This window comes from Pseudomonas sp. NPDC089547, assembly GCF_050280665.1.
In the GTDB taxonomy this organism is placed as follows: Bacteria; Pseudomonadota; Gammaproteobacteria; order Pseudomonadales; family Pseudomonadaceae; genus Aquipseudomonas.
The window spans coordinates 1-20,644 of sequence record NZ_JBNNVS010000003.1 but is presented as its reverse complement, the minus strand read 5'-3'; the positions used below and the strand labels follow the sequence as shown (position 1 = coordinate 20,644).

Here is a 20,644-nt window from a genome sequence, read left to right as displayed (position 1 = left end):
GCGGCCTTGCGTCGCGATGGGCCGCAAAGCGGCCCCAAAATTTCACAGGGTTTTATTGGCCCCAGGCCCAATCATCCGCGCCAGCCCAAGGTTCTTCAACGCCAACTGCAACGAACTATGGATAACCTGCGGGTTGTCATGGCTCAAGGCCTCGGCCAACAGTTCCTTGGCCTTGCCCATGTTCACCTGGCGCAGCATCCACTTCACCTTCGGCAGGTTGGTGGCGTTCATCGACAGGCTGTCGAAGCCCATCGCCATCAGCAAAATGGCCGCCGCCGGGTCGCCCGCCATCTCGCCACAGATGCTCACCGGTTTGCCTTCACCATGGGCATCACGCACCACGGTGTTCAGCGCTTGCAGCACCGCCGGGTGCAGGTAGTCGTACAGGTCGGCGACCCGTGGGTTGTTGCGGTCCACCGCCAGCAGGTACTGGGTCAGGTCGTTGGACCCCACCGACAGGAAGTCCACCTGACGCGCCAGCTCCTTGGTCTGGTACACCGCTGCCGGGATCTCCACCATTACGCCCACTGGCGGCATCGGCACATCGGTGCCTTCGTCACGCACCTCGCCCCAGGCACGGTGGATCAGGTGCAGCGCCTCTTCCAGCTCGTGGATGCCGGAGATCATCGGCAGCAGGATGCGCAGGTTGTTCAGGCCCTCGCTGGCCTTGAGCATGGCGCGGGTCTGCACCAGGAAGATTTCCGGGTGGTCGAGGGTGACGCGGATGCCACGCCAGCCGAGGAACGGGTTTTCTTCCTTGATCGGGAAGTACGACAGCGCCTTGTCACCGCCGATGTCGAGGGTGCGCATGGTAACCGGCAGCGGGTGGAAGGCCGCCAGCTGCTCGCGGTAGATGGCCAGCTGCTCTTTTTCGCTGGGGAAGCGCTGGTTGATCATGAACGGCACTTCGGTGCGGTACAGGCCAACCCCTTCGGCGCCACGCTGCTGGGCGCGGGCCACGTCGGCCAGCAAGCCGGTGTTGACCCACAGCGGCATGCGGTGGCCGTCCGGCGTGACGCAGGGCAGTTCGCGCAGGGCATCCAGGCCTTTGGCCAACTGGCGCTCTTCCTCGACCACTTCGCTGTACTGCTTGCGCAGCACATCGCTGGGGTTGGTGAACACCTCGCCCTTGTAGCCGTCGACGATCATCTCGATGCCGTCGACCTTGGAGTAAGGCAGGTCGACCAGGCCCATCACAGTAGGGATGCCCATGGCGCGGGCCAGGATGGCAACGTGGGAGTTGCCCGAGCCCAGTACCGAGACCAGGCCAGCCAGCTTGCCTTCCGGCACCTCGCCGAGCATGGCCGGGGTCAGTTCTTCACTGACCAGGATGGTGTTGTCGGCGTACACCAGCGACTGCGAACGGGCTTCCTGCAAGTAGGCCAGCAGGCGCCGGCCAAGGTCCTTGACGTCGGAGGCACGCTCACGCAGGTAGTCATCGTCCATCAGCTCGAAGCGGTTGACGTGCTCGCCCACCACCTGGCGCAGCGCGCCCTGGGCCCACTGGCCGGTCTTGATGACCTCGGTCACCTCACCGCCCAGGGCCGCGTCTTCGAGCATCATCAGGTACACATCGAACAGTGCGCGCTCTTCCGGGCGCAGCTGGGTAGCCAGCTTGGCCGACAGCTTGCGCATGTCGTCGCGCACGCCTTCGAGGGCGTTCTGGAACAGCTTGAGTTCGGCGTCGATGTCATCGACGGTCTTGTCCGGCACCACCTCCAGGTCGGCCGGTGGCAGCATGACCACGGCACGCCCGACAGCGGCACCCGGCGAACCCGGCACGCCAACGAAGCGCGCCTCCTGAATGCCTTTACCCTGGCGTCCCAGGCCACGGATCGAACCGGTGGCTTCTGCGTGGGCGATAACCCCGGCAAGCTGGGCGCTCATGGTAACCAGGAAAGCTTCTTCGCCTTCGTCGAACTGGCGGCGCTCCTTCTGCTGGATGACCAATACCCCTACCACGCGGCGGTGGTGGATGATCGGCGCACCGAGGAAGGAGGCGAATTTTTCTTCACCGGTTTCGGCAAAGTAGCGGTAGCGCGGGTGGTCGGCGGCGTTTTCCAGGTTCAGCGGCTCTTCCCGGGTGCCCACCAGGCCGACCAGGCCCTCGTTGGGGGCCATGCTGACCTTGCCGATGGAGCGCTTGTTCAGGCCTTCGGAAGCCATCAGCACGAAGCGGTTGGTTTCCGGGTCAAGCAGGTAGACCGAGCAGACCTGGCTGCCCATGGCCTCCTTGACGCGCAAGACAATGATCCCCAACGCCGACTTGAGATCTTTGGCGGAGTTTACTTCCTGGACGATCTTGCGCAGCGTATTGAGCATGGCTCGGGGTCGAACTCCGTCGTCAGTCGCGCGTCAGCAGGCGCGGTGCTAGCTCTTTCAGGGCGCGCCGGTATACCTCGCGCTTGAATGTCACAACCTGGCCCAGCGGGTACCAATAGCTTACCCAGCGCCAGCCGTCGAATTCCGGCTTGCCGGTCAGGTCCATCCGCACCCGCTGTTCGTTGCTGATCAGGCGCAGCAGGAACCACTTCTGCTTCTGGCCGATGCACAGCGGCTGGCTGTGGGTACGGACCAGGCGCTGGGGTAAACGATAACGCAACCAGCCGCGGGTGCAGGCAAGAATTTCCACATCATCGCGTTCAAGGCCAACTTCTTCGTTCAGCTCGCGGTACAGGGCATCTTCCGGCGTCTCGTCAGGGTTGATACCACCCTGGGGGAACTGCCAGGCATCCTGGTTGATCCGGCGAGCCCATAGCACCTGCCCGGCATCATTCGTGAGAATGATCCCGACATTGGGGCGAAAACCATCCGGGTCGATCACGGCAGCAACCTCGCAAACGCATGTCACCGCATTGTTCCACAAAGCTTGCGAGCGCAGCAACGCGCCGGCCAAGCTTATGTGCAGCCGCGTGAAAACTCCGTATTCTGCGGGCCACCCTGTAGCTGATGCGAGTGACTGCGATGCGCCTGGCTTTATTCGACCTGGACAATACCCTCCTCGGTGGCGACAGCGACCATGCCTGGGGTGACTACCTCTGCCAGCGCGGCATTCTCGACCCGGTTGCCTATAAACAACGCAACGATGGCTTCTATCAGGACTACCTCAACGGCACCCTGGATTTGCAGGCCTACCTGGCCTTCTCCATGGAAATCCTTGCGGCTACGCCTGCGGCCCAACTCGATGAATGGCACCGCGATTTCATGCGCGACTGCATCGAGCCGATCATCCTGCCCAAGGCCTTGGCCTTGCTGCAGCAGCACCGTGAAGCCGGCGATCAGTTGGTGATCATCACCGCTACCAACCGCTTCGTCACGGCACCGATTGCCCGGCGGCTTGGGGTAAAGGTGCTGCTGGCGACCGAGTGCGAGATGAACGACGGCCGATATACCGGGCGAAGTACCGATATACCGTGTTTCCGTGAAGGCAAGGTGACGCGCCTGGAGCGGTGGATGCTGGAGAACGGCTTTGATCTTGAGGACAGCTATTTCTATAGCGACTCGATGAATGATTTGCCGTTGTTGCAGCGGGTTACGCATGCGGTGGCGGTGGACCCCGACCCGAACCTGCGGGCCGAGGCCGAGAAGCGCGGGTGGCCGGTGGTTTCGCTCAGGGCTTGAGATTGCCGGGGCCGCTTTGCGGCCCATCGCGACACAAGGCCGCTCCTACAGGGGAATGCGTATCCCTGTAGGAGCGGCCTTGTGTCGCGATGGAGGGCGAAGCCCTCCCCCGGCCTCAGACCGGTTTGGCCCCCATCAGCCCGGCAATGGACAGGAAGCAAACCCCGCTGAACACCGCCAGCGCCAGGGTAAAGCGCAACCCCACGACCTCAGCCTTGCGCAGCCGGTTCAGCCGCACCACCAGCCACCACACGGCAAACGCGCCGAAGGTATAGATGACGCTGGACGCCAGCACCCAGGTCTGCCCCAACGGCCAGCCGACAAGATGCACCAGCCACCAGCCGGTGAACGGCATGCTGACCAGGCACAGGCCCATCACCAGCCAGACGAACACCAGCGGCCGGCGCAGCAGCTTGGCGTAGGCCTCGGCATCACCTTGCCTGCGGGCACGCACGGTCCAGATAACCAGGCCAAGGGCGCCCAGCAGCAGCAGGGCGGTGGCAATGATGTGCAGGGTTTTCAGGGTGGTCAGGTGTTCCATGTCACTGTGTCCTTGAGCAGGCCATTTCGTGCTGGCTTCTTCGCGGGCTTGCCCGCTCCCACAGGGATATCACACGCCTGAGGCCTGCGCAGTACCTGTGGGAGCGGGCAAGCCCGCGAATAGGCCCTAAGGCCTAGCTTAGCCGCTCAGCCCAGGAACAGCTTGTAGGCCGGGTTCTCGGTCTCGTCCCAGTACGGGTAGCCGATCTTGGCCAACGCTGCCGGCACCAGGTGGCGCTCATCCTCCGGCACCTGCAACCCCGCTACCACGCGCCCGTCTGCCGCGCCATGGTTGCGATAATGGAACATCGAAATATTCCAGCGCCCGCCCAGCTTGTTAAGGAAATTGAACAACGCCCCCGGCCGCTCGGGGAACTCGAAGCGCAGCACCATCTCGTCGCTGGCACCGGCCGAATGACCGCCGACCATATGGCGAATATGCAGCTTGGCCAGTTCGTTGTCGGTCAAGTCGGTAACCGGGAAGCCCTGCTCGGTCAGGTGCTGCACCAGCGCCGCTCGCGGGTCGCTCTCCGGGTGCGTCTGCACGCCGACAAAGATGTGCGCTTCGTCCGAGGTGTGCTTGCGGTAGTTGAACTCGGTGATCTGCCGCTTGCCAATGGCTTCGCAGAAGGCTTTGAAGCTGCCCGGGCGCTCGGGAATGGTCACGGCGATGATCGCCTCGCGCTTCTCACCCAACTCGGCACGCTCGGCCACATGGCGCAGGCGGTCAAAGTTGACGTTGGCACCGGAGTCGATGGCCACCAGGGTCTGCCCGGCCACGCCGTACAGCTCAACGTACTTCTTGATGCCGGCCACGCCCAACGCGCCGGCAGGTTCGGTGATCGAGCGGGTATCGTCGTAGATATCCTTGATAGCCGCGCAGATCTCGTCGGTACTGACGGTAACGACTTCATCCACATGGTGACGGCAGATATCAAAGGTGTGCTGGCCGATCTGGGCCACTGCTACGCCATCGGCGAACAACCCGACCTGCGGCAGCACCACGCGCTCACCCGCCGCCATGGCCGCCTGCAGGCAGTTGGAGTCGTCCGGCTCCACGCCGATCACCTTGATCTCCGGGCGCAGGTACTTCACGTAGGCGGCAATGCCGGCAATCAGGCCGCCACCGCCCACGGGCACGAAGATGGCATCCAGCTGGCCAGGGTGCTGGCGCAGGATTTCCATCGCCACGGTGCCCTGGCCGGCAATGGTGTGCGGGTCGTCGTAGGGGTGAACGTAGACAAAGCCCTTTTCGTCCACCAGCTTCAGTGAATACGCCAGCGCCTCGGGGAACGAGTCGCCATGCAGCACTACCTTGCCACCGCGTGACCGCACGCCTTCGATCTTGATCTCAGGGGTGGTCTTGGGCATCACGATTGTGGCTTTTATGCCCATCTCACGCGCCGCCAGGGCCAGGCCCTGGGCGTGGTTGCCGGCCGAGGCAGTAACCACGCCACGGGCCAGCTCTTCCGGGCTCAGCTGGGCCAGCTTGTTGTACGCCCCACGGATCTTGAACGAGAACACCGGCTGCAGGTCTTCGCGCTTGAGCAGAATCTGGTTGCCCAGGCGCTTGCTCAGCTGCCCGGCGCTCTGCAGCGGGGTTTCGACGGCAACGTCATAGACGCGCGAGGTGAGGATCTTCTTGACGTACTGTTCGAGCATCGGGAACGCATCACTGGGCCGCGGGACAAGGGCTGGGAGTCTACCCCAGCGCTACGTCGGGCGACCACAGCAAAGCCGCCCAAGCCGTTATACTAGGCAACTTTGAAAACCGCCCTGCCCCTTTTCGGAGCCCGCATGACCCAGGACCAACTCAAACAGGCCGTCGCCCAGGCCGCTGTCGACTTCATTCTGCCCAAGCTGGATGAAAAGAGCGTCGTCGGCGTCGGTACCGGTTCGACAGCCAACTTCTTCATCGACGCCCTGGCTCAGCACAAGACCGCCTTCGACGGCGCAGTCGCCAGCTCCGAAGCCACCGCCCAGCGTCTGAAGGGCCATGGCATCCCGGTCTACGAGCTGAACAGCGTCAGCGAGCTGGAGTTCTACGTGGACGGTGCCGACGAGAGCGACGCGCACCTGAACCTGATCAAGGGCGGCGGCGCAGCCCTGACCCGCGAGAAAATCGTCGCGGCCGTGGCCAAGACCTTCATCTGCATCGCCGACGGCAGCAAGCTGGTACCGGTGCTGGGCGCCTTCCCGCTGCCGGTCGAAGTGATCCCGATGGCCCGCAGCCACGTGGCCCGCCAGCTGGTGAAGCTGGGCGGTGATCCGGTTTACCGTGAGGGTGTGGTGACCGATAACGGCAACGTGATCCTCGATGTGCACAACCTGCAGATCACCAACCCGGTGGAGCTGGAAGCGCAGATCAATGCCATTGTTGGCGTGGTGACCAACGGCCTGTTTGCGGCGCGGCCAGCGGATCTGCTGCTGCTGGGTACCGCTGAAGGTGTGAAGAGCCTGAAGGCCGAGTAACCTTCTTCGCGGGCACGCCCGCTCCCACAGGTACTGCACAGGGTCTGAAACCTGTGGCATACCTGTGGGAGCGGGCGCGCCCGCGAATAGGCCCTCAAATCCATCAATCAGCCGGCTGCTTGAACACATAGAACAGGTTCGGCTCACTGACCAGGTAAATGGTCCCCGCTTCATCCATCGCAATCCCCTCCGCCTGCGGCACCGTCGCCTGCAACCCCTGGAAACCCTTGCGCAACGACAAGGTACTGAGCGGCCGGCCCTTTACATCCAGCTCCAGCACCAAACGCGACTCGTCCGACAGCGCCAGCAAATGCCCGCTGCGCTCATCGAACTGCAAGCTCGACAAATCCCGCACAAACAGCCGCGCATCACGCTTGCGGTCCTGCACCACATGCACGGCATAAGGCTTGTCCGGGTTGTCATGCGGGAAGCCGTGCACCTCATAGATCAGCATCGGGTCACGCTCCTTGGCCACGAACAGGCGTTTGCCCGCCGAATCGTAGGCCAGGCCCTCAAAGCCCTTGTTGCCGTTCAGGCCGATGCCCAGGCTGAGCTGCTCGGCATCGCCGGCATCGAGGAACATCGTGTCGTCTTCCAGGCGCACGCGAATCAGCCGCTGCTGACGCTCATCGGTGATCACGTAGCTGTTCGGCCCAACGTACTCGACGGCTTCCGGGTCGCCGAAACCGGTCAGCGGTACGCGGCGCAGGATGCGGCCGTCCAGCGACAGCTCGATCAGCTCCGAACGGGCGTTGGTGACGGTGAACAGGGTCTTGCGGTCGGGGTCGTAGGTCAGCGCCGAGATGTCGTCATCCAGCCCTTCGACCGGCTTGGCCTCCACCACCACCCGGTAGCGGTCCAGGCCAATGCTCTGCTCGGCGGGCTGCCACCAGGTCTTCAGGTTGAACCAGCCACGCTCGAACAGGCGAAACTCCTGCCCGGCCCAGCCAAGCAGGAGCAGGCCGAGGGCGGCAAGTATCAGAAACAGACGAACAAAACGGCGCATAGGGCAGACTCGACACAGGGATGGCGAATCTAACCATTAACGGCTGAAGCAAAGCTTAATGCCAGCGTCAGGCAAATCTGAAGGTGCTGTCAGTTTTTCTTGAAGCGATAGAACAGCGCCGGCTCGCTGACCATGTACAGGTTGCCCTTGTCGTCCATGGCCACGCCTTCAGCACGCGGGATGGTGTCTTCAAGCCCGTTGAAGCCACCCAGCAAGGTCATGAAGCTGACTTGCTGACCCTGTTCGTCCAGCTCCAGCAGCATGTTGGAGTCGGCCGAAAGCACCAGCAAGTGGCCAGTACGCGGGTCGACGCCCAGCGCCGAGAGGTTGCGCAGATCGAGCTCATCACTGGGCAACGGCTGTTTGTCACCCTTGAGCGGGCTGCGGCCATCGCTGTTCCAGGTGTAAAGCTTGGGCGGGCGCTCTTCGCCGATGATCAGGCGCTGGCGCAGTGGGTCCCAGGCTACTGCTTCAAAGCCTTTGTTGCTTTTCACCGACGGGCCCAGGTCGTGGCTCTGGAAGTCGTCGTGGTTCAACGAGGTGGTCTGTGCATCCACCTTGACCACGGTCAGGTCGTGCAGGCGCTCGTCGGTGATCGCCAGGTACCCGTCTTCCAGCACGGCGACGCCTTCCGGGTTGTTCCAGCCGTTGAGCGGGATCTTGCGCAGTACATCGCCGTCCAGGCTCAGCTCGACCAGGATCGGGTTCTTGCCCATTACCGCGAACAGGGTACGGGTACGCGGGTTGAAAGCCAGGTCCGAGGCTTCGTCATCGTCCATGCCCGGCAGCGGCTTGGCATCGATGTCCACCTGGTAGTCCGGCAGCCACACGCTTTCACTGCGCTCGGCAGTGCTTTCGAAGCTTTCTTTTACCCACAACGCGCCACGGTCATCCCAGTGCATGGCAACGGCCACGCCATAGCCGATCACCGCCGCCACGGCCAGGCCGAAGGGCCAGCGCAGGTAGAAGCGACGCTTGGAGGTTGCCGGGGCGGAGGGTGATGGCATGCGAGGTTCCTGGGGAAATGGGCGTAGGTGCGCGCATTATCCGGATCGGGTGTGAAAAATCGGTAAACAGGACTGGCCTCTTCGCGGGCACGCCCGCTCCCACAGGAACCGCGCAACACTCAAGGGCGGCGCTGTACCTGTGGGAGCGGGCGCGCCCGCGAAGAAGCCAACCCGGTCTTGAATCAGAGCACCCGGCTTTCGAAGCGGCTCACACCCGGCAGTTCCAGCACCAGCTCATCCCCCACATTGAACGGCCCCACGCCCGCCGGGGTACCGGTGAGGATCACATCCCCCGGCTGCAGCGAGAAATGCGCCGCCATGTACTGGATCATCGGCACGATCGGGTTCAACATCATCGCGCTGTTGCCGTCCTGGCGCACTTCGCCGTTGACGGTCAGGCGCACCGGGATGTCGGTCACGTCCTCGAAGCTGCCAGCCGAAACGAACGGCGGCAACACGCAGGCGCCGTCGAAGCTCTTGGCCAGTTCCCACGGCAGGCCCTTCTCTTTCAGCTTGGCCTGTACGTCGCGAAGGGTCAGGTCCAGCGCCGGGGCATAACCGGAAATGGCGTCCAGCACTTCTTCTTCAGTCGGGTGGGCCGACAGCGGCTTGCCCAGCAGCACGGCGATTTCCGCCTCATAGTGCACCGAACCACGCTCGGCCGGGATCTTGAAGCCACCCTCGGCCGGCACCACGCAGCTGCCCGGTTTGATGAACAGCAGCGGCTCGGTGGGGATCGGGTTGTCCAGTTCCTTGGCATGCTCGGCATAGTTACGGCCGATGCACACCACCTTGCCCAGCGGGAAGTGAATGCGCGTGCCGTCTACGTACTGGTGCTGGTAACTCATGGCCGACTCCTCTGGATACTGCTTTTTATTCAGGAGCGAAGATCTTACCCGGATTCATGATGCCGTTAGGGTCGAACACGGCCTTTATCGCCTTCATGCAGGCGATTTCTTCAGGTGAGCGGCTGTAGGCCAGGTAATCGCGCTTGGTCATGCCCACGCCGTGCTCGGCCGAGATCGAGCCGTTGTAGTGTTTGACGATATCGAACACCCACTTGTTGACCTTGGTGCACGAGGCAAAGAAGTCGTCCTTGCTCATGTGTTCGGGCTTGAGGATATTCAGGTGCAGGTTGCCATCGCCGATGTGGCCGTACCACACCACCTCGTAATCCGGGTAATGCTCTGCGACGATGGCGTCGATATCACGCAGGAACGCCGGCACTTTCGACACAGTGACCGAAATGTCGTTCTTGTACGGTGTCCAGTGCGAGATGGTCTCCGACAGGTATTCGCGCAGTTTCCACAGGTTTTTCAGCTGGGTTTCGCTCTGGCTCATCACCCCGTCCAGCACCCAGCCCTGCTCGACACAGTGCTCAAAGGTAGCCAGGGCTTCGTTGGCCACTTCTTCAGTGCTGGCCTCGAACTCCAGCAGCGCATAGAACGGGCAATCGGTCGCAAACGGTGCCGGCACATCGCCGCGCGCAAGGATCTTGGCCAGGCCCTTGTCGGAAAAGAACTCAAAGGCGGTCAGGTCCAGCTTGCCCTGGAAGGCATGCAGCACCGGCATGATCGAGTCGAAGTCAGGCGTGCCCAGCACCATCGCCGTGAGGTTGCGCGGTGCCCGGTCCAGCCGCATGGTGGCCTCGACCACGAGCCCCAGCGTGCCTTCGGCGCCAATGAACAGCTGACGCAGGTCGTAGCCGGTGGCGTTCTTGATCAGGTCTTTATTCAGTTCCAGCAATTCGCCCTTGCCGGTGACCACTTTCAACCCGGCGACCCAGTTGCGGGTCATGCCATAGCGAATCACCTTGATGCCGCCAGCATTGGTACCGATATTGCCGCCAATCTGGCTTGAACCGCTGGAAGCGAAATCCACCGGGTAATAAAGGCCCTGTTCTTCGGCGTAGGCCTGCAACTGCCGAGTGATCACGCCTGGCTGGCAGACCACGGTGCGGTCGAAGGCGTTGAAGCCGAGAATCTGGTTCATGCAGTCGAAGGAAACGACAACCTCGCCATTGGCCGCCACGGCGCCGGCAGAAAGGCCTGTACGCCCGCCAGAGGGCACCAGCGCCACCTTGTGCGCATTGGCCCAACGCACAATCGCCTGCACCTGCTCTACTGTCTTGGGGAACACGATGGCGGTGGGCGCCGGCGGGTAATGCTTGGTCCAGTCCTTGCCATAGGCCTCAAGGGAAGCCGCGTCAGTCAGGACCTTGCCAGGGTCGACAAGGGTCATCAGTTCTTCAATTACAGCGGGGTGGGTCATCGCTGGAACTCTCGACTTATTCATAGTCACCCTGAGCACTCTTCACCTGTCGGGATAAGCTCAGATTGTGTCGCGTATGCTAGCATAGCCCTCCCGCTGTTCATGCTAAGGCTGCCCTAGCGCCTGGCATCACCCCTCGCCATTTTTTCTCCGGGATACAGGTTTACGCAGATGAGCAAGACTTCTCTCGACAAGAGCAAGATCCGGTTCCTTCTTCTTGAAGGTGTGCACCAGAACGCAGTCGATACCCTCAAGGCTGCCGGCTACACCAACATCGAATACCTCACTGGTTCGTTGCCGGAAGCCGAGCTGAAGGAAAAGATCGCCGATGCCCACTTCATCGGCATCCGTTCGCGCACCCAGCTCACCGAAGAGATCTTCGACTGCGCCAAGAAACTGGTCGCCGTTGGCTGCTTCTGCATCGGCACCAACCAGGTAGACCTGGAAGCGGCCCGCGAGCGCGGTATCGCCGTGTTCAACGCGCCGTACTCCAACACCCGTTCGGTGGCCGAACTGGTACTGGCCGAGGCCATCCTGCTGCTGCGCGGCATCCCTGAGAAAAACGCCTCCTGCCACCGTGGCGGCTGGATCAAGAGCGCGGCCAACTCGTTCGAAATCCGCGGCAAGAAGCTGGGCATCGTCGGCTACGGCTCGATCGGTACCCAACTGTCGGTCCTGGCCGAGAACCTGGGCATGCAGGTGTACTTCTTCGACCCGCTGACCAAGCTGCCACTGGGCAACGCCGTGCAGGTCACCAGCCTGAACGAGCTGCTGGGCCTGGCCGACATCGTCTCGCTGCACGTGCCTGAGCTGCCATCCACCCAGTGGATGATCGGCGAGAAGGAAATCCGTGCAATGAAGAAGGGCGCGATCCTGATCAACGCCGCCCGTGGCACCGTGGTCGAGCTGGACCACCTGGCTGCCGCCATCAAGGACAAGCACCTGATCGGCGCCGCCATCGACGTGTTCCCGGTCGAGCCACGCTCCAACGACGAAGAGTTCGAAAGCCCGCTGCGCGGCCTGGACAACGTGATCCTGACCCCGCACATCGGTGGTTCCACCGCCGAAGCCCAGGCCAACATCGGCCTGGAAGTGGCCGAGAAGCTGGTCAAGTACAGCGACAACGGTACCTCGGTGTCCTCGGTCAACTTCCCGGAAGTGGCCCTGCCGGCCCACCCAGGCAAGCACCGCCTGCTGCACATCCACGAAAACATCCCAGGCGTGCTCAGCGAGATCAACAAAGTCTTCGCCGAGAACGGTATCAACATCTCCGGTCAGTTCCTGCAGACCAACGAGAAAGTCGGCTACGTGGTAATCGACGTTGACGCCGAGTACTCGGACCTGGCGCAAGAGAAACTGCAACAGGTCAAGGGCACCATCCGTTCCCGCGTACTGTTCTAAGTTCGCTGGCGGCATGAAAAAGGGAGGCCCTGACGGCCTCCCTTTTTTTGCCTGTGAAATCGGCGTCTCCTGCTTCGCGGGCTTGCCCGCTCCCACAGGATGACCGCAAACCCGAGGCTTACGGGATTCCTGTGGGAGCGGGCGAGCCCGCGAAGAGTCCAACGCTTACTTCACGTCGACAGTAATCTTCTTCGACTCGACGCTTGGCTTGAACGGCACGTGATACTGGTCACCCAGAATCAGTTGCAGCGTGTGCTTGCCCGGGGTCAGGGTAATGCTGGTTTCGGTCTGAGCCTTGCCGAAGTGCAGCACTTGCGGGCCTGCTGGCAGTGCGGTGCCGGCCTCTGGCATCAGGCTGGTCGGCAGCGGCATGTCGGCGACCGGCTCTTTGTCCACATCCACCAGCAGGTGGTGGTGCCCGGTGTGCGGGGTCTGGTCACCTGCAGGCTTGAGGCCCATACCCTCGATGCCGAACTTGACGGTAAAGGTCTTGTCGACTGTTGCACCATCGGCGGGGGAAACGATGAAGACCTTGGCCTCCTTGGGCGGCTCCTGGCTCTTCAGGGCGTCCGCAGCAACGGCGAAAACCGACGCTCCCATCAGCAGACCGGCAACGGCAGCACGCGAAAATAGGCTGTTCATTCACTTCTCCTGTGATTCACTTAATGACCGCTGCCGGTGTCCAAAAGCAGCGGTAGTTCACCTTAGTTGAAATATTCGCCAAGGTGTTCACATTGTCTGACAGAAATATTTCGGTCATGGTTAAACATTGCCGAGGCTTCAAGGTCATAGGCTGCGCTCGATCACGGCGAGGAAGAAAGCCGTGACGAAAGTTACTCATCTGCTAAAAGAAAAGGGGCATTCATGCGTTCGACCATAGGGGTACTGCTGGCAGTACTGATCAGTCCATTGGCCCAGGCGGAGCTGATTGACGAAGTCGCCGACCGGGGCGAACTGCGCATTGCCGTGCAGCCTGACAACTCGCCGTACGCCTTCAAGCAAGACGATCGCCTGACGGGCTTCGACATCGAATTTGGCCAGGACCTGGCCCGGGAACTGGACTTGCGCGCCGAGTTCGTCGAGGCACCAGCCGCCGAAGTGCTGAGCGGCGTCGAGAGTGGCAAATATGACATTGCACTCACGCCATCGACTGATGCGCCAAAAGGCGACGGCCCACTCGATGCGAGCCTGCCGATTGGCGAAAAGAAGCTGGTGATTCCGTTCCAGAAGGACAACCCGGCGTTCGAGAGCGCGGTGAACAATGCGCTGCAACGGCTGAAGGACAGTGGCCGCACGGCCGAGCTTGAGCAGAAGTGGTTCAAGGGTGTGCAGGAGACTGCGGCCGGGCAGTAAATTATCGAGTGCCTGTCCCGGCCTCTTCGCGGGCACGCCCGCTCCCACAGGTACTGCACAGGTCTTGAATCATGTGGTGATCCTGTGGGAGCGGGCGTGCCCGCGAAAGGGCCGGGACAGGCTTAAACTGAAAGCCCAGCCAGCGCCCGCTGCGCCTCTTCCAGCTCCAGCTCACTGAACACCAGCACCCCCGCCCGCCGCAACAACGCCGTGGTCACCCCTTCCCCCGCCACCTTCACACCGCTGAATGTGCCGTCATAGGTCAACCGGTTGCCACACGAAGGGCTACCCGCCTTCAGCACCGCCACGCCAATGCCATGCCGCCGCACCAGCTCCAACGCCAGCTGCGCCCCGGCCAGAAACTCGGCACTGACATCTTCGCCCGTCACGGTGATCACCTGCGCCCCACCATCAAGCACCTCGCCGCCCTGCCCGCCCGGGATCTCCGCAGGCGGGCGCGGGGTAGGCAAGCCACCGGCCACCTCCGGGCACAACGGCACTACGCGCCCTTCTGCCTGCCACTGCTGCAACAGGTCGGGATGGCCGCTGGCCCGGCCGTCATAACGCACCGGCTGCCCCAGCAGGCAGGCGCTGACCAGCACCTTGGGCAAATCAGAACGGGTCATTGCCACGGCGCCTGAACCAACCCGTCAATGACAACCGCTCACGGCCGGCCGGCAGCACTTCGTGGGGCACTTCACCCGACAGGAATACCACCAGGCAGCCCGCCACGGGCTCAACGTCATGCTCTACGTCGTCTGCCAGGAACATGCGCAACTGGCCACCGTCCTGCGGCTGCCAGCCTTCATTCAGGTACAGCACGGCCGACACCATGCGCCGGTCATCGTCGCGAAAACGGTCCAGGTGCCGGCGATAAAATGCCCCCGGTGGATACAGGGCAAAGTGGCTTTCGAAGTCTTCCAGGCCCAGGAACAGGCCCTGGTTGATGGCCAGGCGCAACTGGTCCATGGCCACCAGGTACTGGTCGCAGGCCTCTGCCTGCCCAGGGTCGATCCACTGGATCTGATCGCCGCGGATGGCCTCGCGCACCTCCTGGGCAACCCCGCGCCCAACCCCTGCCGGGTTGAGTTCGCCTTCGGCATCACGGCGCCGGCATTCGGCCGCCAGCGCGCGCACCAGGTCGGCAGGCAAAAACAGCGCCTGCTGGGACCAGCCATGGGTGGCCAGATCGTCGACGACGGCCGCAAGCATCGGGTGTTCGGGGGAGTTGTGCATGGCGCGCATCATATCCATTAGCCATGCCGGCGCACAGCGCCACTTGGCCGAGAAATACGCGGATATCTCGACAAACCGGCGCCGGGCCAAGGACAATAGCCACCTGCCGACAGGAGTCCTGAATGCGCCGTCTGTTTTCCCTGATTCTGCTGATGATCTGCACCATGCCTGTCTGGGCAGACAACCTGGATCAACTGTACAAGGCCGCCGGCTGGCCCGACCAGCGCGCCCACTTCAACGATGCCCTCACCGCCGCCCAGGCGCGCTACCGCAACAGTTTGCCACCCGCCGTGTACCAGGCGCTGGTCAACAACAGCAACCAGCGCTTCCAGGCCCAGGCGGTGGACCGTCGCGCCCAGGCGCAGCTGCGCGCCACGCTGGCCAATCCGGCACCGGCGCTGGCGTTCTTCCAGTCGCCGCTGGGGCGCAAGGTGGTGGCAGCCGAGCTGAAGGCCACACGCAAGGACGAGCTGGCCAAGAATGCCAAAGGCCTGCCGAAGATCCAGGCCAGCGACGACCGCCTGCTGGTCATCGGCCACCTGGCACAAGCCCTGCCCGCGCGTGAGGCTGGTGCCGAAGTCAGCCTGGCCATCGCCGGCGTGGCAGCCGACAGCCTCAGTTCGATGATCCCCGGCCTGTTTGGCGGCGGCCAGGCCCAGGGCCTGCTCGACGGCCAGCGCCAGCGCCTGATGAACCAGATCGGCGAAGACCTCAACAACACCCTGCTGTACGTTTACCGCGACCTGTCCGACGCCGAGCTGGAAGAGTTCGCCACCTTTGCCGAGTCACCCGACGGCAAGGCGTACTACCAGGCTGCCCTGGCCGCCGTGCGCGCCGGGCTGGCGGTTGGCCAGAGCAGCAACGACCTGAAGTGATCAACCCAGGCGCTGGTCGATGAAGTCGAAGTAGCGCTGGCGAATGCCCGGCAGCTCGTTGGCCAGGTGGTGGCGTGCCTCGGGCAGCATCAATATCTGCGGCTCGGCAAACTTGGCCTTGAGCACTTCAAGGTTGTAGGGCCAGTCCACCGTGCCATCGGCCTCCCCCTGCACAATCAACGGCCGCCGCGAACTGCGCGGCGCGGCCTCGATGCGCTTGACCCAGGCGATCAGTGCGCCCACCCAGGCGGTAGGCAGGCGCCGCGGTTGCAGCGGGTCTGCCTCCAGGAATGCCAGGAAGCCCGGGTCGTTGGTGTTTTCGCTGAAGCGCCGTTCGATACCGTTCACGAAGTGACGCAGCACGCGGTAGCTCAGTTTCGACCAGCGCCAGGAGCAAGGCCTCACCAACGGTGCCAACAGGATGACCTGCCCGTCGATCGGGCTGCGCTCACCTTGGTGCAACAGGTGATCCACAGCAATGGCACCGCCAGTGCTCTGCCCACACAGGTGCCAAGGGCGCGGCAGGTGCAGCGTGAGCGCCTGTTCGAACAACGCCTCCAGCACCTGCTGGTACACCGCGAAATCACTGATGCTGGCCCGTTCGCCACTGGACAGGCCGTGGCCGGGCAGGTCGCAGCTGATCACCGCGAAACCCTGCTTGAGCGCCCAGTCGATCACATGCCGATACAGGCCCATGTGGTCGTAATAGCCGTGCAGCAGAAACAGCGTCGCGCTTGGATGTTCGGGTAACCAGGCCTGCCCGACCAGGTCGAATCCCGCCGCCTGGAAACTGCCCAGCCAGCTTTGTGCCGGCAGGTTCAGGCCGTAGAAGCGCTGGTAGTCGTGCGCTTCGGCCGTTAACGGTTGGCGAGCGGTCAATGGCGCCAGGCGGGAGCGCATTTGGTCCGGGTGAAAGGCAGCGGGCATCGGGTACATCCACAGCGAAGCAAGTATTGATCTGGGATATTCAGCTCTGGCCCACGCCATGGCAAGCTTGCTCACCATCGAACATCAACCACCGATCCCCTGTAGGAGCGGCCTTGTGTCGCGATGGGGTGCGAAGCGCCCCCGGGATTTCTGCACCACGCTGATACTGCCGGGGCCGCTATGCGGCCCTATCGCGACACAAGGCCGCTCCTACAGGGGATCGCGGAAACGTCATGAAGACTCGGATCATCAAACCGCTGTGCACGGTAATCGCCTTGTTAGTCGGCGCCGTCATCCTCTGGCAGGCCTACACCACCTTCCAGGCCCGCTACCTGCGCCCGTTCGACAACCAGGCCACACTGTTCGACGGTAGCCAGCTGCAACTACCCGCCGAACTCGCCGGCCCTGGCCCAATCCGCGTGGTGCACTTCTGGGACCCGTCCTGCCCCTGCAACGTCGGCAACCAGCAACACCTGGGCGACCTGGTCAGCCAGTTCGCCGACCAGGGCGTAAGCTTCCACGTGCTGCAAAAGCCCGGCAGCCACGGCCAGTTGCCCGCCAACCTCACCACCCTCAAGCCTCTCGCCAGCCTGCCCGGCAGCGAGCACTTGCCCGCCTCCCCGGCCGTAGCCATCTGGGACAAACAGGGCCACCTCGCCTACTTCGGCCCGTACAGCGAGGGCGCGGTGTGCAACGCCAGCAACAGTTTCGTCGAGCCCATCCTCAAAGCGTTGCTCGACGGCCGTCAGGTCAGCGCCTCCAATACCCTGGCGGTCGGCTGTTATTGCCCTTGGGCGGGCTGACGCACCCGCGCCGGGTTACCCACCACCGTTGCACCGGCCGGCACGTCGCGGGTGACCACACTCCCGGCCCCCACCACTGCATTGTCGCCAATGTTCACCCCCGGCAGGATGATCGCCGCGCCGCCGATCCACACGTTGTTGCCGATGGTCACCGCCCGCCCACTCTCCAGCCCACTGCGCCGCAGGTCAGGGTCCAGCGGGTGGTCGGCGGTGTAGATCTGCACATTCGGGCCGATCTGGCAGTCGTCACCGATACGCACCGGCATCACGTCGAGGATCACGCAGTTGAAGTTCATGAAAGTATTGCGGCCAACGCTGATGTTGTAGCCGTAATCGCAATAGAACGGCGGACGGATCACCGCGCCTTCGCCAACCTGGCCGAAGTGCTCCAGCAACAGCCCATGGCGTGCATCGTTGAGCAGTTCGACGCTGCTGTTGTAGCGGTGCATCCAGTGTTTGTTGGTGATCTGCTCAGCCTGCAGTTCAGGGCAACCAGCATGGTAGAGCTGGCCTGCAAGCATCTTCTGTTTTTCGCTGAGTGACATGGAATCTCCTTCCCGGGGCTATGCTCTGTTCGCGAATCCGCCGATGATCGGACCACATTTTCTGCTTTGACGCACAAGGAGTCTGCATGAAACGCAGCCTGACCCTGTTGGCCGTGGTCGTTGCCGCGGCCGCCGGCGCCGGTTACTGGTACGTGCAGGGCAAGCTGCCGCAGCGGGAGGGCGAGGTGGCCATAGCCAGCCTGCAAGCGCCGGTCAGCGTGCGCTACGACGCCCGCGGCGTGCCGCACCTGCAAGCGCAGAACGAGCCAGACCTGTACCGCGCCCTGGGCTACGTGCATGCCCAGGACCGGCTGTTCCAGATGGAAATCATGCGCCGCCTGGCCCGCGGCGAACTGGCCGAGGTGCTGGGCGACAAGCTGCTGCCCACCGACACGTTGTTCCGCAGCCTGCGCATACGCGAGCAGGCCGCATTGATGGCCAACCGGCAGGACCCGCAGTCGCCCGCCTGGCAGGCCCTGCAAGCCTACCTCGACGGGGTCAATAACTGGCAGGCCAGCCACCCCAAACCCATGGAGTTCGACCTGCTCGGCATCACCCCGCGCCCATTCACTGCCGAAGACACCCTGAGCATCGCCGGCTACCTGGCCTACAGTTTTGCCGCCGCGTTCCGCACCGAACCTGCGCTCACCTACATCCGCGACCAGCTTGGCCCCGATTACCTGAACATCTTCGACCTCGGCTGGCAGCCCGAGGGGGCGCTGGGTACGCCACTGGCCGCTGCCGACTGGCAAAGCCTGGAAGCCCTAGCCCGCCTCAGCCACGAGGCGCTGGTCGAAGCCGGCATCCCACAGTTCGAAGGCAGCAATGCCTGGGCCATTTCAGGCAGCCATACCCGCAGTGGCAAGCCGCTGCTGGCCGGCGACCCGCACATCAGCTTCGCGGTGCCGGCCGTGTGGTACGAAGCCGAGCTATCGGCGCCCGGCTTCAACCTGTATGGCTACTTCCAGGCGCTGAATCCGTTTGCCCTGCTCGGCCACAACCGCGACTTCGGCTGGAGCCTGACCATGTTCCAGAACGACGATGTAGATCTGATTGCCGAGCGCACCAACCCGGCCGACGCCAACCAGGTCATGGTCGATGGCAAATGGCAGGCGCTGGAGAAGACCGAGCAGCAGATCGCGGTCAAAGGCGAAGCACCGGTCAACCTCAGCCTGCGCCGTTCTCCTCACGGCCCGATCGTCAACGACGTGCTGGGCGCCACGGCCGGGCCTACGCCCATCGCCATGTGGTGGGCGTTTCTGGAAACAGAAAACCCGATCCTGGAAGGCTTCTATCAGCTTAACCGCGCCGACACCTTGGGCAAGATGCGCGAAGCTGCGGCCAAGGTCCATGCGCCGGGGCTGAACTTTGTCTGGGCCAATGCCCGGGGCGATATCGGCTGGTGGGCCGCTGCGCAGCTACCCATCCGCCCCGATGGCGTCGACCCGGCGTTCATCCTCGACGGCGCCAGCGCGCAGGCCGACAAGCTCGGCTTCTACCCCTTCAGCGTCAACCCGCAGCAAGAGAACCCGGCGCGTGGCTATATTGTCTCGGCCAACTACCAGCCGCCGGCAGCGGTGCCGATACCGGGCTATTACAACCTGCCCGACCGTGGCCGCCAACTCGACCGCCAGCTGGCCAACCCTGAGGTGAAATGGGATACGCAGAACAGCCAGGCCTTGCAACTGGACACCGCCAGTGACCACGGCCCGCGCACCCTTGCACCGCTACTGACAACCCTGCGCTCGGTGGCCGAAGGTGACGAAGAGAAGGAACTGGTAGAGCAACTGGCCGCCTGGCGCGGCGACTACCCGGTGGACTCGACCAGCGCCACGCTGTTCAACCAGTTTCTCTATGAGGTGGCCTTCGCGGCCCTGCATGACGAACTGGGCGACACCTGGTTCCCGGTGCTGATCAGCACCCGCGCCATCGACGCCGCCTTGCCCCGCCTGGCGGCGGATGCCGATTCGCCCTGGTGGAACACCCGGGGTGGCAACCACCGCACTGGCCGAACAGAGGTGGTGCGCACGGCGTGGCAGGCCAGCCTGAAACACCTGCGCGGTACTCTGGGTAGCGACCCGGCCAGCTGGCAATGGGGCAAGGCCCATACCCTGACCCACAACCATCCACTGGGGGTGAAAAAGCCGCTGAACCTGCTGTTCAACGTTGGCCCGTTTGCTGCGCCTGGTACCCACGAGGTGCCGAACAACCTGTCGGCGAAGATCGGCCCGGCACCTTGGCCGGTGACCTATGGGCCATCTACGCGGCGGCTGATCGACTTTGCCGATGCCGGGCAGGCACTGACCAGCAACCCCGTTGGGCAGAGTGGCGTACCGTTCGACCGGCATTACGCGGACCAGGCCGAAGGGTATGTGCAGGGGCAGTATCAAAAGGCGCAGATGGGGATGATACCGGCGCAGAGTACCTTGCGATTGGTGCCAGCGCCGTAGGGGCTGCTTCGCAGCCCATCGCGACACAAGGCCGCTCCTACACGGGGCCGCGTGTCCTGGACTTGCGCGGTCCCCTGTAGGAGCGGCCTTGTGTGGCGATGGGCCGCAAAGCGGCCCCCCGATAGGGAGAGCACACG

General features: G+C 63.3%; 20 protein-coding genes. 7 read left to right on the top strand and 13 right to left on the bottom strand.

The genetic code is table 11. The features are described from left to right. Positions 1–42: 42 nt before the first annotated feature. Together ptsP and ACQKPZ_RS02835 are read right to left on the bottom strand one after the other, a co-directional pair. Positions 43–2,322: a phosphoenolpyruvate--protein phosphotransferase gene (gene ptsP, locus ACQKPZ_RS02840; RefSeq protein WP_391126644.1), complete on the bottom strand. Its 2,280-nt coding sequence runs from the start codon at positions 2,320–2,322 to the stop codon at positions 43–45. A gap of 22 nt (positions 2,323–2,344) precedes the next feature. Next, the gene (locus ACQKPZ_RS02835; protein ID WP_023532670.1) at positions 2,345–2,824 is read right to left on the bottom strand and encodes an RNA pyrophosphohydrolase; all 480 of its coding nucleotides are present in this window, start codon (positions 2,822–2,824) and stop codon (positions 2,345–2,347) included. 140 nt (positions 2,825–2,964) lie between these two features. Between ACQKPZ_RS02835 and ACQKPZ_RS02830 the strand changes: the two genes are divergently transcribed. Next, a complete protein-coding gene (locus tag ACQKPZ_RS02830) occupies positions 2,965–3,621 on the top strand; it encodes an HAD family hydrolase (protein WP_427535446.1) in 657 nt (218 codons plus the stop codon). Between the two features lie 115 nt (positions 3,622–3,736). On the opposite strand, the gene ACQKPZ_RS02825 is transcribed toward ACQKPZ_RS02830, so the two are convergent. Both ACQKPZ_RS02825 and ilvA read right to left on the bottom strand, forming a co-directional pair. Further along, the gene (locus ACQKPZ_RS02825; protein WP_427535445.1) at positions 3,737–4,162 is read right to left on the bottom strand and encodes a DUF2269 domain-containing protein; all 426 of its coding nucleotides are present in this window, start codon (positions 4,160–4,162) and stop codon (positions 3,737–3,739) included. A 146-nt stretch (positions 4,163–4,308) separates the two neighbouring features. Then, on the bottom strand, positions 4,309–5,823 hold the full coding sequence (ilvA, locus tag ACQKPZ_RS02820; protein ID WP_391130469.1) for a threonine ammonia-lyase, biosynthetic: 1,515 nt from the start codon (positions 5,821–5,823) through the stop codon (positions 4,309–4,311). A 135-nt stretch (positions 5,824–5,958) separates the two neighbouring features. Here ilvA and rpiA point away from each other — a divergent pair, with 135 nt between their 5' ends. Beyond that, the gene (gene rpiA, locus ACQKPZ_RS02815) at positions 5,959–6,633 is read left to right on the top strand and encodes a ribose-5-phosphate isomerase RpiA (protein ID WP_016502110.1); all 675 of its coding nucleotides are present in this window, start codon (positions 5,959–5,961) and stop codon (positions 6,631–6,633) included. 103 nt (positions 6,634–6,736) lie between these two features. Here the strand turns inward: rpiA and ACQKPZ_RS02810 are convergent, their stop codons facing one another. From ACQKPZ_RS02810 to ACQKPZ_RS02795, 4 genes are all read right to left on the bottom strand, one after another. Further along, the gene (locus ACQKPZ_RS02810; protein WP_427535444.1) at positions 6,737–7,639 is read right to left on the bottom strand and encodes an SdiA-regulated domain-containing protein; all 903 of its coding nucleotides are present in this window, start codon (positions 7,637–7,639) and stop codon (positions 6,737–6,739) included. A gap of 89 nt (positions 7,640–7,728) precedes the next feature. Then, positions 7,729–8,646: an SdiA-regulated domain-containing protein gene (locus ACQKPZ_RS02805; RefSeq protein ID WP_427535442.1), complete on the bottom strand. Its 918-nt coding sequence runs from the start codon at positions 8,644–8,646 to the stop codon at positions 7,729–7,731. A 182-nt stretch (positions 8,647–8,828) separates the two neighbouring features. Beyond that, complete coding sequence (locus tag ACQKPZ_RS02800) at positions 8,829–9,494, bottom strand: fumarylacetoacetate hydrolase family protein (protein ID WP_391130477.1); 666 nt, start codon at positions 9,492–9,494, stop codon at positions 8,829–8,831. 25 nt (positions 9,495–9,519) lie between these two features. After that, on the bottom strand, positions 9,520–10,917 hold the full coding sequence (locus ACQKPZ_RS02795) for an FAD-binding oxidoreductase (protein ID WP_427535441.1): 1,398 nt from the start codon (positions 10,915–10,917) through the stop codon (positions 9,520–9,522). A gap of 171 nt (positions 10,918–11,088) precedes the next feature. On the opposite strand from ACQKPZ_RS02795, the gene serA reads away from it, so the two are divergent. Then, entirely contained in the window at positions 11,089–12,318 is a 1,230-nt protein-coding gene (gene serA, locus ACQKPZ_RS02790) for a phosphoglycerate dehydrogenase (protein WP_391130483.1), read from the top strand. 165 nt (positions 12,319–12,483) lie between these two features. On the opposite strand, the gene ACQKPZ_RS02785 is transcribed toward serA, so the two are convergent. Then, positions 12,484–12,960: a DUF4399 domain-containing protein gene (locus ACQKPZ_RS02785; RefSeq protein WP_391130486.1), complete on the bottom strand. Its 477-nt coding sequence runs from the start codon at positions 12,958–12,960 to the stop codon at positions 12,484–12,486. Positions 12,961–13,182: 222 nt separating this feature from the next. Between ACQKPZ_RS02785 and ACQKPZ_RS02780 the strand changes: the two genes are divergently transcribed. Then, a complete protein-coding gene (locus ACQKPZ_RS02780; protein WP_427535439.1) occupies positions 13,183–13,671 on the top strand; it encodes a transporter substrate-binding domain-containing protein in 489 nt (162 codons plus the stop codon). A 122-nt stretch (positions 13,672–13,793) separates the two neighbouring features. On the opposite strand, the gene ACQKPZ_RS02775 is transcribed toward ACQKPZ_RS02780, so the two are convergent. Next, complete coding sequence (locus ACQKPZ_RS02775) at positions 13,794–14,297, bottom strand: DUF523 domain-containing protein (protein WP_391130492.1); 504 nt, start codon at positions 14,295–14,297, stop codon at positions 13,794–13,796. Continuing rightward, entirely contained in the window at positions 14,284–14,916 is a 633-nt protein-coding gene (locus tag ACQKPZ_RS02770) for a 2OG-Fe(II) oxygenase (RefSeq protein ID WP_427535623.1), read from the bottom strand. Before ACQKPZ_RS02770 ends, ACQKPZ_RS02775 begins: the two co-directional genes overlap by 14 nt. 113 nt (positions 14,917–15,029) lie before the next feature. Between ACQKPZ_RS02770 and ACQKPZ_RS02765 the strand changes: the two genes are divergently transcribed. Continuing rightward, complete coding sequence (locus ACQKPZ_RS02765) at positions 15,030–15,782, top strand: DUF2059 domain-containing protein (RefSeq protein ID WP_105947244.1); 753 nt, start codon at positions 15,030–15,032, stop codon at positions 15,780–15,782. On the opposite strand, the gene ACQKPZ_RS02760 is transcribed toward ACQKPZ_RS02765, so the two are convergent. Then, positions 15,783–16,709, bottom strand: a complete 927-nt coding sequence (locus tag ACQKPZ_RS02760) for an alpha/beta hydrolase (protein ID WP_427535438.1) — start codon at positions 16,707–16,709, stop codon at positions 15,783–15,785. A 233-nt stretch (positions 16,710–16,942) separates the two neighbouring features. On the opposite strand from ACQKPZ_RS02760, the gene ACQKPZ_RS02755 reads away from it, so the two are divergent. Next, positions 16,943–17,512, top strand: a complete 570-nt coding sequence (locus ACQKPZ_RS02755) for a DUF6436 domain-containing protein (protein ID WP_427535437.1) — start codon at positions 16,943–16,945, stop codon at positions 17,510–17,512. Here ACQKPZ_RS02755 and ACQKPZ_RS02750 read toward each other — a convergent pair. Beyond that, entirely contained in the window at positions 17,491–18,057 is a 567-nt protein-coding gene (locus tag ACQKPZ_RS02750; protein ID WP_427535435.1) for a sugar O-acetyltransferase, read from the bottom strand. The genes ACQKPZ_RS02755 and ACQKPZ_RS02750 overlap by 22 nt on opposite strands. An 86-nt stretch (positions 18,058–18,143) precedes the next feature. Here ACQKPZ_RS02750 and ACQKPZ_RS02745 point away from each other — a divergent pair, with 86 nt between their 5' ends. Continuing rightward, positions 18,144–20,507 (top strand): penicillin acylase family protein, encoded by a 2,364-nt coding sequence (locus ACQKPZ_RS02745; RefSeq protein WP_427535434.1) that lies wholly within the window; start codon positions 18,144–18,146, stop codon positions 20,505–20,507. Positions 20,508–20,644: the final 137 nt, after the last annotated feature.

Coding starts and splice junctions, on each gene's coding strand:
- ACQKPZ_RS02830 (WP_427535446.1), top strand. CDS start 2,965: ATGCGCCTGGCTTTATTCGACCTGGACAATACCCTCCTCGGTGGCGAC.
- ACQKPZ_RS02770 (WP_427535623.1), bottom strand. CDS start 14,916: ATGCGCGCCATGCACAACTCCCCCGAACACCCGATGCTTGCGGCCGTC.
- ACQKPZ_RS02785 (WP_391130486.1), bottom strand. CDS start 12,960: ATGAACAGCCTATTTTCGCGTGCTGCCGTTGCCGGTCTGCTGATGGGA.
- ACQKPZ_RS02795 (WP_427535441.1), bottom strand. CDS start 10,917: ATGACCCACCCCGCTGTAATTGAAGAACTGATGACCCTTGTCGACCCT.
- ACQKPZ_RS02760 (WP_427535438.1), bottom strand. CDS start 16,709: ATGCCCGCTGCCTTTCACCCGGACCAAATGCGCTCCCGCCTGGCGCCA.
- ACQKPZ_RS02745 (WP_427535434.1), top strand. CDS start 18,144: ATGAAACGCAGCCTGACCCTGTTGGCCGTGGTCGTTGCCGCGGCCGCC.
- ACQKPZ_RS02755 (WP_427535437.1), top strand. CDS start 16,943: ATGAAGACTCGGATCATCAAACCGCTGTGCACGGTAATCGCCTTGTTA.
- ACQKPZ_RS02775 (WP_391130492.1), bottom strand. CDS start 14,297: ATGACCCGTTCTGATTTGCCCAAGGTGCTGGTCAGCGCCTGCCTGCTG.
- rpiA (WP_016502110.1), top strand. CDS start 5,959: ATGACCCAGGACCAACTCAAACAGGCCGTCGCCCAGGCCGCTGTCGAC.
- ACQKPZ_RS02765 (WP_105947244.1), top strand. CDS start 15,030: ATGCGCCGTCTGTTTTCCCTGATTCTGCTGATGATCTGCACCATGCCT.
- ACQKPZ_RS02825 (WP_427535445.1), bottom strand. CDS start 4,162: ATGGAACACCTGACCACCCTGAAAACCCTGCACATCATTGCCACCGCC.
- ACQKPZ_RS02805 (WP_427535442.1), bottom strand. CDS start 8,646: ATGCCATCACCCTCCGCCCCGGCAACCTCCAAGCGTCGCTTCTACCTG.
- ptsP (WP_391126644.1), bottom strand. CDS start 2,322: ATGCTCAATACGCTGCGCAAGATCGTCCAGGAAGTAAACTCCGCCAAA.
- ACQKPZ_RS02810 (WP_427535444.1), bottom strand. CDS start 7,639: ATGCGCCGTTTTGTTCGTCTGTTTCTGATACTTGCCGCCCTCGGCCTG.
- ACQKPZ_RS02800 (WP_391130477.1), bottom strand. CDS start 9,494: ATGAGTTACCAGCACCAGTACGTAGACGGCACGCGCATTCACTTCCCG.
- serA (WP_391130483.1), top strand. CDS start 11,089: ATGAGCAAGACTTCTCTCGACAAGAGCAAGATCCGGTTCCTTCTTCTT.
- ACQKPZ_RS02750 (WP_427535435.1), bottom strand. CDS start 18,057: ATGTCACTCAGCGAAAAACAGAAGATGCTTGCAGGCCAGCTCTACCAT.
- ACQKPZ_RS02780 (WP_427535439.1), top strand. CDS start 13,183: ATGCGTTCGACCATAGGGGTACTGCTGGCAGTACTGATCAGTCCATTG.
- ilvA (WP_391130469.1), bottom strand. CDS start 5,823: ATGCTCGAACAGTACGTCAAGAAGATCCTCACCTCGCGCGTCTATGAC.